Annotated in this window: 8 protein-coding genes; 4 read left to right on the top strand and 4 right to left on the bottom strand. The window is 52.8% G+C overall.

Annotated features, from left to right (window positions below; translation table 11 throughout):
* Positions 1-279 precede the first annotated feature (279 nt).
* Entirely contained in the window at positions 280-1,500 is a 1,221-nt protein-coding gene (gene gltS / locus ACR0EV_RS07800) for a sodium/glutamate symporter (protein ID WP_480799570.1), read from the bottom strand.
* Between the two features lie 89 nt (positions 1,501-1,589).
* Complete coding sequence (locus ACR0EV_RS07795; RefSeq protein WP_480799569.1) at positions 1,590-2,582, bottom strand: AraC family transcriptional regulator; 993 nt, start codon at positions 2,580-2,582, stop codon at positions 1,590-1,592.
* 280 nt (positions 2,583-2,862) lie between these two features.
* Here ACR0EV_RS07795 and ACR0EV_RS07790 point away from each other — a divergent pair, with 280 nt between their 5' ends.
* The 4 genes from ACR0EV_RS07790 to ACR0EV_RS07775 all read left to right on the top strand — a co-directional run bounded on the left by ACR0EV_RS07790 (position 2,863) and on the right by ACR0EV_RS07775 (position 7,943).
* Positions 2,863-3,957: an HlyD family secretion protein gene (locus tag ACR0EV_RS07790; protein WP_480799568.1), complete on the top strand. Its 1,095-nt coding sequence runs from the start codon at positions 2,863-2,865 to the stop codon at positions 3,955-3,957.
* Positions 3,958-3,972: 15 nt separating this feature from the next.
* Positions 3,973-5,010, top strand: a complete 1,038-nt coding sequence (locus ACR0EV_RS07785) for a DUF2955 domain-containing protein (protein ID WP_480799567.1) — start codon at positions 3,973-3,975, stop codon at positions 5,008-5,010.
* Between the two features lie 60 nt (positions 5,011-5,070).
* Entirely contained in the window at positions 5,071-6,054 is a 984-nt protein-coding gene (locus ACR0EV_RS07780) for an FUSC family protein (protein WP_480799566.1), read from the top strand.
* A gap of 62 nt (positions 6,055-6,116) precedes the next feature.
* Positions 6,117-7,943: a putative Na+/H+ antiporter gene (locus ACR0EV_RS07775; protein ID WP_480799565.1), complete on the top strand. Its 1,827-nt coding sequence runs from the start codon at positions 6,117-6,119 to the stop codon at positions 7,941-7,943.
* 344 nt (positions 7,944-8,287) lie between these two features.
* Here the strand turns inward: ACR0EV_RS07775 and ACR0EV_RS07770 are convergent, their stop codons facing one another.
* Positions 8,288-9,166, bottom strand: a complete 879-nt coding sequence (locus ACR0EV_RS07770; protein WP_480799564.1) for an ergot alkaloid biosynthesis protein — start codon at positions 9,164-9,166, stop codon at positions 8,288-8,290.
* Positions 9,159-9,614 (bottom strand): nuclear transport factor 2 family protein, encoded by a 456-nt coding sequence (locus ACR0EV_RS07765; protein ID WP_480799563.1) that lies wholly within the window; start codon positions 9,612-9,614, stop codon positions 9,159-9,161. The genes ACR0EV_RS07770 and ACR0EV_RS07765 overlap by 8 nt, the downstream gene beginning before the upstream one ends.

Here is a 9,614-nt window from a genome sequence, read left to right as displayed (position 1 = left end):
CTGGCTCAACGAAACTGGTTTTTCCAACAAAGCCATTGCGACCATTCGCGCCGATGCTATCGAAGTTCACTTCGTCCGCGTAGCGGTCATGTAGACAGAACGCAGCGTATCGAGCCCTGAGCCGACTATGGCGCTCTAACTGAGCGTTGTGGACGAATGGGTCTGTTCGCAGCCCGAAGCGGACATTCATAACTAGACTTTGCAGTTTCCACGACGCGTGGCTAAGCCGAACTAGATCTGCCGAGGCAATTCTATACCTTTGACACAAAACACTGTGTTTCAACCAAATCCAAGAAACCACTGAATTATGAACGCGTTCGCAAGATCGACAAAGAAAGCTGACACCAAAGGCAGGACAATGAACGCTACCGGCGAAGGGCCATACCGTTGCGTGACTGCGGTCATATTCGCAATGGCGGTTGGCGTTGCACCCAAAGAGAAACCGGCGAACCCCGCTGATATGACGGCTGCGAAGTAGTTTTTTCCCATCAGGCGGAACACGATGAAAATGATAAAAGCGACGGCCGCGACGGATTGCAAAAGCATGGTGGTGATTAAAACTCCCGCACTGCTGGCCAGGGTCCACAACTCCATGCTCATCAGCGACATTGCCAGAAACACTGACAAGCTGAATTCGGAGATCACGTTCATTGCCGGCGTACCCGCGGGCCATTTGAGCTTTGGAAACAAGGGCGGCAACAAGTTCGACAGTACGATGCCGCTTAAGAGGCATGGCACGAACAGAGGCAGCTTGACCCCTGCTGCCTCCAGTGCTTCGAACACGGAGTAGCCAATCGCAATAGCGATATGAATCCAGAGCACGCAGTTCATCAGGTCTACATGAGTAACTGTCGATGGTTGATCGGTAGTTGGCTCTGCAACCGTTGCAACTTGTTCTTCTGAGTCGTCGACACTCTTGAGGTCGTTCTTTTGAATGAGAAAACGGGCAATAGGTCCACCCAGAACGCTGGCCAGGATCAGACCAACGGTCGCCGTGGCTATTCCCAGTTCAGAAGCGCCGACGACTTGATAGCTATTTTCTATGGTTGGGCCCCAGGCAATGGCTGTACCGTGGCCTCCAATCAAAGATGCGGTTCCCAACAGCACGCCTGCTTGTGACGGCATGCCGAACAAAAGCGCACCAATCATGCCCACCACGTTCTGCACGAGCATAAAGGCAATCGTGAGCCCAAGCATGAGCACAAGAAGTGGTCCACCCTTTATCAGATCAGCAAAACGGGCGTTTAGACCAACTGTCGTGAAAAAGTAGACCAACAAAAAGTCTCTGGCGCTTAGTTCGTAGCTGATTGCACGGCCAGTGGCTAAAACCACAAGCAAAGCCAGAATGGCCGCCAAAAGGCCTCCGCTGACTGGCTCCGGAATGCTGTACTTGGACAAGACTGCGTAACGGCGGGTCAACCGTGCGCCAAGAAAATAGACCAATATACCGATTGTAACGGCACCAAAGCTGTCAATTTCTATCGGATCAAGCATTTCCATGGTGTATTGTGTCCCCGTCCAAGCAATGGAATTTCTGTCAGTTTTGTTAGGATTGGTTTTTTCCAAGTCTTTGAATTTGAGAAGTTAGATCAGATGTCCTTTTTGATTTTGCTCGGTGGTACTCCGGTCCACCCCTTGAATGCGTGCGCGAAGCTTGTTGCGTCAGAGTAGCCGAGCATTTCCGCCACTTGCGTCACACTGTGATCGCCTTCCTTCAACAATTCTTCCGCGCGATTGCGCTTCAGTTCCGCCAGCAGTTTGCCAAGGGTCGTGCCCTCTTTCCTTAGCTTCCGAGCAAGCTGCTGCTCGGATATGCCAAAGATTTCAGCGGCCTTTTTGTTGGTTAGAAAACCCGCATCCACGTGGGGTTTAAGGGCTTCGCTGACACTCTCGGTAAGTGATCGAGGAGGTTTCCGTTCACCACTGTCATCTACGGGGACTTGGAAGTACCCTTCCTTTGAAAACTCCAAGTTCAACCACTCAGCGGGAAACGCTACGCGATGCCCGAACCTGTCCCCTTTGATTGGTTTGGAACCTTTGAAGTCATCCGGTAATGCATTGGGGTCGCTTACGGTTATCATCGTATTGGCAGCGGACCACTTACTCCCGACACTCCTTGCGACAATCTCTGAAAATAAGCAGGCAAAAAACGCGTCTATCTGAGCAGGAACGAAAGGTGTTTCAAAATACCGCTTCCCGGACATAAGCGCTGACTTGCCATGTATGTCCAAGTGGTGCTCGGTTGAACTTGAATGCTCAGTCGCAGCGATAACGACTGCCGTCAGAAAGGAGCCGAGCGTTTTCGCCTCTTTGGCAGCGTCGACCAATGGTGGCCAGTTTGAAACCGCCATCTTCACGCCAAGCTTCCCCAGCAGATGAATATCATTTGTGGCCTCAGCCGCCTCTTCGAACAGCTGGTACATGACAATTGCGTGGATATACGCGTCGGGGTCATCGAACGAGGATCTTGAAATGCCCAAGCGTGTTAGCAGCTCATCGGTGTCGGCATAGACAGCATCCAGCGTGCTCAAGATCGGTCTCGCTGTAGACAACCGGATCAAGGGCTGCGCGGGGCCATTCATGTTCGACCCTCGGAAAGTGCAAGGCTCATTTTCCACCTCGTTACTATGACATGGAACCGCAACAGAGTTCCGTCGACCTGATGATTTTCATCAAAAATCGAAGCTTGATGACCAGAACTATCATGTATTGTAGATATTCAGATGCCTAAATGTTTTGCAGCAAGTCGCTCGTCGAAGTGCCTTTGAACCAATTCCGTCAGTAGGCGATCTATTAGAACTGGTTCTGCCAAAGGCAAAAAAAGCCAACCTCGGTGAGCTTGCTAACGATGAGAGAGGTGATATGGCGGACTCTGACCACGAGCTTCAGCGACCAGGATGGGCAGTTCCAATCGTCGCGGTAATCATACTGCTGATTTTTGTTTGGTATGTATTTAGCGACAGGATCACCCCGACAACTAACAATGCCTCGGTACAGGGTTACACTATTGCGGTTGTTCCCGAAGTATCGGGTTACATCGCTGACATTCCGATTAAAAAGAACACGCTCGTTCCAACTGGCACGACGCTGGCATCCATAGAAAAAACGCGCTTTGAAAATGCAGTTGAAGCGGCTGAAGCAGAGCTGGAGGCCGCCGGACAGACCGTTGGTGCCTCGACTGCTTCTGTTGCCACAGCAACCGCGGCATTGGCAAAGGCTCAGGCGCTTCTGGAAGAAACCCGAGCGCAATCTGCCCGCATCTTCACGCTGGAGGAAAAAGGAATTTACGCTCCAGCGCGCGGCGACGAAGCACGTGCAGCAGTTTCGACCGCAGAAGCCGCCGTTTCCGCAGCTGAATCCGAGTTGGAACGCGCCCGAGAGCAACTTGGCTCGGCGGGTGAGGACAATCCACGCCTCCGATTAGCAGTCGCGAAACTTGCTGACGCGCGCCTTGACCTTGAGAAGACAAATCTTGTCGCCCCCGCGGACGTTATCGTGGGTGGGCTGAAGATTGACGAAGGGGCATTTGCAAATGCTGGTGCGCCCTTGATGACCCTGATTTCAATCGAGGATCAGTGGGTCGAGGCCTTCATGACCGAAAACAACCTGACGCGGCTTGCACCCGGCAACAAAGCCGAAATCGCCTTTGATGCCTTTCCGGGACAGGTCTTTGAAGGGAAGGTCAAAAGTACCGCATGGGGTGTCTCGTCAGGTAAGACAGTTGATCTTGGCGATCTTCCAACCGCATCAAAACCAAAGGGGTGGTTGCGCGATCCTCAACGTTTTTCTGTGATTATAGAAACTACGAACTACACACCGGCAGACAGTCTTGATCAGCCCGGTCTCCGTTACAATTCGCAAGCGACTGTGGTGGTCTATACGGGTGACAACCCGTTTTGGAATACCTTGGCCAAGGGTTGGATCAGGTTCGTAAGTTACCTGTCTTACCTGTACTAAGTCGGCTTACTCAGCATGTCCGCAGCGCCTCCATCATATGAATCCCGCAATCGAAGAGCGTTTCGGCTGGCTTTGGGTGTCACTGTCGTTTTTACGCTTTCGCAGATTTACCAGTGGCCCGTCGCGCTGCTTGCATCTGCCGGTGCCGTCGCCTTGCTTCAAGATGCCAAGGCGATGCCTTTTTGGTTTGGTTTGCGAACAATCATAATTGCCATGGCAGCACTCGCCGGTGGGTTTCTGACAGCACTGCTTCTGTCGGGCTATCCGGCAGTCATGGTACTCACCTATGGCTTCTTGTTCATCCTGCTGTTTCGCTTTGTGCTAACGACGGGTGAACACTTGATCATCTTTGTGGGTCTTCTGGTTGGCTGCACTGTAATCCCAGTCCTGGTATTGATCTGGCCCGAGCTCGCATTGGTCGCAACGATTGGTGCGATGACCTCGTTCTTCGTTGCATGGTTGATCTCGACATTTGCGTTCGCAATCATTCGTCCGCCAGCGGATGTTCCACCGGCACTCGGACATTCGGATTCAGATCTGGATGTAACACAAATCTCGGTAACGCTCGGACTAATCCTAGCCACTTTGCTGGCAGTCTTTTTGGTCTTTGGCCTGACCGACATTCTGGTCCTGATCTATTCAACGATCTTTGCGCTTTCCTTGACTATTTCTGGCGTCCGAGAGTCCTTCCTCACTTACCTTGTCGCCAATCTTGTGCTGGCCGGGCTGGCGACAATCGTTGTCTACGAAATCCTTGTCATGGTCCCATCGCTGCCGATGATGTCCGCTTTGGTGTTCCTGGTCATGTACGTGTTCGCACAACAGACCTTCGGACACTCTCCAATTGCGGCAGCATGGTCGAGTGCATGCTTTGGCTTTGTACTCCTGCTGAGCGGAACACTTCCCAAAGAAGGTGTAATAGCCACCGATAAGGTTTTGGATCGGGTCGTGCAAATCGGCACAGGCGCTTTGTATGTCGCTGCCGTGTTTGCCGTAGTCGGGTTTATTAGCCGCGCCAGGGTTTACTCAAACGCCGGAGGCGCAAATGGTTGAACGGTCTTGGCCGAGCTGGCACACGATTTGCATCACAGCGTGTCGATCCGGTGGCTGCTCATGATGCGCTTTGACTGGTCCAAAGTTGATCTCAAACTTGGCTTCTGGTTCGCAGTCGTATCGTTCGTTGTTATGAACCTGGCACAGTTTCGGGATGCCGCGTGGATGACGGCGGGTCTGAGCGCTCTCTTGGCCTGGCTTCCACTCCTTCTGACGCAGCACAGGCACGTCCCCAGCGGCATTGCTGCGATATCGGCTTACTTGGTTGCAGGATGTGTTCTCTCTTTTGTTGGGCACGCATCTCTTTCAAGTGAAGTTGGCCGGGTATTGATCATTGGCGTCATCTCGTTCGTCGCAGTATTGACGTTGCGGTTCGGGGTATTCTGGTATCTCGTCGGCTATGTTCTGGTGTTTTGGTACGTTCTGTCTCCACTGTTTTCAGCAAACCTCGGCTTGTACGACACAATCGAAGGGCATGTCGTTGGATGCCTCGGAATTCTGATCTTCTGGATTTTTCAGGGCCAACGGATAGGTGGCTACAGTTGGGATCGTGATTGGCCTGTCGAAGAACGCACGCCTCTTGGGATCGTCTTTCCTTATGCCGGAATTCTATCTGCAACGATGATGATCGGAATTGGTGTTGGCGGTCGCATTCTGTCTTCAGACCCAACGATCATGGCCCAAGCTTCTCTGAACATAATCAGCCCGTCTGCGGAACAGACACTGCAAGCGGGAATAGGCAGAATGATATTTGGCGTAGGCGGCGCGATAGTAGGTTTTTACGTCGGCTTCCTATTTCCCGGATTGATCGCCTACGAGCTTGTTATTGCGATCTGTTCATTTGTAGCGCTGGCCTTTCTATGGGTGAACATCGGTTTCTTAGTTGGGGCCTTCGCGATCATGTTCACCTATCCGATTGGCGCGGTCGGAGAAGCCGGGCACGCAATCGGCAATGAAAAGCTTCTCGCCGAATTTCTTGGAATTTTTGTTGCAGTAATCGCGGTCACGGCAATCGGCCGCGTCTTGGTCAAGGGCGGCGCATGAATGGATAGTACATCCCGAACGAACCGAATGATCGAAAAAAGCCATTGGCATTGGGGGACGAAATGCAAAAAACACTGACAATAAATGCTCTCTATACCGTATGCGCCGCGACACTCTGCACGTTGTTTTTAGCGCTTTTGGCCGATCCTGTTCACGCGGCGGCCGCTTCGGGCAATGGCAATTTCCCCCCGAGTTTCGAATCCTACGGTGATGCTGATATGAAAGGTGTCGGAGCTATCCTCGCGCACCGAATTTCTCAGGCTCCTTTCAACCTTGTCGCAACACTTCTGTTCTTTGGCGCGATAGTTCACACCTTTATGGCGGCCAAATTCATGGAGAAGAGCGAACAGCTCCACCACGCACATGCAGAGAAAGTGGCCCGTGGCGAGCTCGATGAAAAGTCACGCGACATTCGCGCGGGCATTTACCACTTTTTCGGTGAGGTAGAGGTCATCTTCGGTCTCTGGGTCGTTCCTCTAGTCATTTCAATCGTGCTTTTTTATGACTGGCCCACCGTCGTCGAATACGTGAACCACGGCGTGAATTTGAACGAAGCAGCCTTCGTTATAGTCATAATGGTCCTCGCTTCGACGCGGCCAATTCTTAAACTCGCCGAGAGCTTGATGCTGCGTATTGCAAGTGTGATTGGTGGCACCCTCACAGCCTTTTGGATAACGGTAATGACCGTTGGGCCGTTGCTTGGATCATTTATCACGGAACCCGCCGCGATGACAATTTCAGCTGTATTGCTGTCTCAGCGGTTCTACGATCTCAGCCCCTCTGACAGGCTCAAATACGCGACCCTGGGACTGTTGTTTGTAAACGTATCAGTTGGTGGAACACTGACGCACTTTGCAGCCCCTCCTGTGCTTATGGTCGCCGGCCCGTGGGACTGGGGCACCGGCTTTATGTTGAGCAATTTCGGTTGGAAAGCCATCATCGGTATATTGTTAGCCAACACACTGTATTTCTTCGCATTCCGGTCGGAACTTCGCGATCTGCAAAAAGAATTTGCGGTTCGGTTGCTCAAGGAAGAAATCGCGCAAGTCCATGTACCAAGGGATCTGGTCGAACGGGAGTGGAAAGAAGCAACTGAGTTTGTTGAAGCTCGCGAAAATGCCAGCGAACAAATTGAGGAAGGTGTCAGACAGTTCGTAGATGAGGTTCAGAAACGAGCTTCGGCCAAACTGATACCTGAGCTGGAAGCGAAAGGTCTTGATCCTGAGCTTATTCGAGAAGCCTTACACCGGCGCTTCGATGAGGTGGCGCTATACAGATTGCGTCAGCAAATGCCTTCTCTTTTGCCGGTCGATCAACAACCTGAATTTCACGACCCGGACTGGGACCAAAGGGAGGACCTAGTCCCGACTTGGATAACAGTCACACATCTGGGCTTTATGGCATGGACGATTGTGAATTCACATCACGCTGCCTTCTTCATTCTCGGTTTCTTGTTTTTCCTGGGCTTCGCCAAGGTGACAGAGGAATATCAGAACGAGATAAAGCTCCAGCCTGCGATGCTCGTCGGTTTCTTCCTCGCAAGCCTCGTTATCCATGGTGGTGTTCAAGGTTGGTGGATTGCGCCAGTACTTCAGAGTTTGAATGCCGTCCAATTGATGCTTGGTGCGACCGTTCTCACAGCATTCAACGACAACGCAGCTATCACGCTGCTGGCCACATTGGTCCCCGGCTTCACGGACGAACTAAAGTACGCAGTCGTTGCTGGGGCTGTAACCGGAGGCGGTCTCACCGTGATCGCCAACGCGCCCAACCCAGCGGGGCAATCCATTCTGAAGGGCCACCTCGGTAACGCCGTGTCGCCAGCTGGTCTGGTCAAGGCAGCGCTTGTTCCCACAATCATTTGTTGGCTTTGCTTTGCGCTTCTGTAGGAGGCGGTGCCCTTCCTGTGAATTAACGAACGACGGTTTGGGCTCAGCACCGCTATCTGCTGTTTTTCGCCTTAGCAAATTGAGGCGGAGCCAAGCGGACGGGCGATCACGCAGCCTCAAGACATCTTGGCTTTGCAAAGTCCGCTTTCTGCGCATTGTTGTCATTCGGGCATCGCGCGGCATCGGTCAGAGTGGGGTCGGAGCAGACCTTCAGTACGGTGAGCCAAAGCGGTCGCTCACAGCCCGAAGCGGACATTCATCGCCGAGCTTAGCAATCTTCGACATGCGCAACATTGCTACCGTCCCCGAAGCCAACACGAAGGTCAGCTAAGGACACACGTATCTCACATGTTCGCTGACTCAGCCGCTCGCGTGTTGATATCTTTTCTCTGCGTCCATGCTTTCATGTTTTGCTGAACGAACTGATCGATAGAGGTTGGTCGTGATCCGGTCAGCTTCAGCACATTGGTAGTGACACGATCCTCAGATCCGCCAATGATTGCGCCGTCCATAGCAGCCAAAGTCTTTGCATACTCTTCCGGCAACCCGAGGCTCAGATGACGCTCCTCAAGTTCTTCGACGGTTAAGCGATGATGGGTGATCTTCCGTCCCAATTGTTTGCTCAGTGTTTCGGCAACGACATCATAAGAAATCGCTTCCGGGCCAGTGAGTATATAGTCCGTGTTTTCGACTGATGGAGTGACCAGCAGCGCCGTTGCACAGGCTGCTATATCGCCAGCATCGATAAAGCCCACTCGGCCGTCATCTGTCGCTGTGTAGATGGCGGACTCATCGCGAATGGGATCACGGTGATGAAGCTCTGAGAAGTTCTGCATGAACCAGGTTGGACGCAAAACGGCCCATTCTGGAGCGTTGGAGCGCAGCCAAGCGTGGACTGCGCCCATCATGGGTCCGCCTTCTTCCAAAGAAGAAGCGCTGAGTAGCACGAAGCGTTGGACGCCCTCGGCAAGTGCCGCCTCAAGACCGGGCAGCATTGCTCCCAGTGAATCAACGGTGTCTGTGGGTGCTACGAGGTAAACAGCCCTGGCGCCTTCGAAAGCATCCGTGAACGTAGACGGATCGCTCCAGTCGAAGCGCACGTCGTTTTTGTTCTGAGGGCTGCGTGTTCCCACGCTGGGGGCCAGCCCTTTGGCACGTAGCTGTTTGACGACGCGGCTTCCCGTCTTTCCGGTGCCGCCGGTGACAAGAATGGAACTAGTCATCAATAAAGTCTCCCAGCTTGGACTTAAGAACTTCGACGCCGCCGACAGCGTTCAGCAGAACTAGAGGGTTCCAGTAGTCGCGATAGCGCGTGATACGTCCGTTTTGGACCTCGATGACCGATATGTAGTCTTGATCATAGCGCCCGGCCTCACCTTCACCCTTGCAGGAGAACTCCAGCACAAAAGTTTCACCGTCTTTGGCAACATGGGTGACTGCCGGGCTCATGGATTCAAAGCTGATTAGGCCGCCTGCCGTCGGCAGATAGGCGGCCATCGTGTTTCGGCCGCGGAGTTCTCGCACCGAGCCTTCTGGAGCAAACGGGAACTCGAACACGATGCCTTCGTCACACATGTCTAGGAAGTTCTCACCTGCTTCTGCGATGATTGCATCTCCGAGGGCACCGCGCAGCATTGCGCCAAAGCTGGGTATGTTATTCGTGTCAGACAT

This window comes from Ruegeria sp. CF8, assembly GCF_056537285.1.
This window is presented reverse-complemented; position numbering and strand designations above follow the sequence as displayed.

Coding starts and splice junctions, on each gene's coding strand:
- gltS (WP_480799570.1), bottom strand. CDS start 1,500: ATGGAAATGCTTGATCCGATAGAAATTGACAGCTTTGGTGCCGTTACA.
- ACR0EV_RS07795 (WP_480799569.1), bottom strand. CDS start 2,582: ATGAATGGCCCCGCGCAGCCCTTGATCCGGTTGTCTACAGCGAGACCG.
- ACR0EV_RS07790 (WP_480799568.1), top strand. CDS start 2,863: ATGGCGGACTCTGACCACGAGCTTCAGCGACCAGGATGGGCAGTTCCA.
- ACR0EV_RS07785 (WP_480799567.1), top strand. CDS start 3,973: ATGTCCGCAGCGCCTCCATCATATGAATCCCGCAATCGAAGAGCGTTT.
- ACR0EV_RS07780 (WP_480799566.1), top strand. CDS start 5,071: ATGATGCGCTTTGACTGGTCCAAAGTTGATCTCAAACTTGGCTTCTGG.
- ACR0EV_RS07775 (WP_480799565.1), top strand. CDS start 6,117: ATGCAAAAAACACTGACAATAAATGCTCTCTATACCGTATGCGCCGCG.
- ACR0EV_RS07770 (WP_480799564.1), bottom strand. CDS start 9,166: ATGACTAGTTCCATTCTTGTCACCGGCGGCACCGGAAAGACGGGAAGC.
- ACR0EV_RS07765 (WP_480799563.1), bottom strand. CDS start 9,614: ATGTCTGACACGAATAACATACCCAGCTTTGGCGCAATGCTGCGCGGT.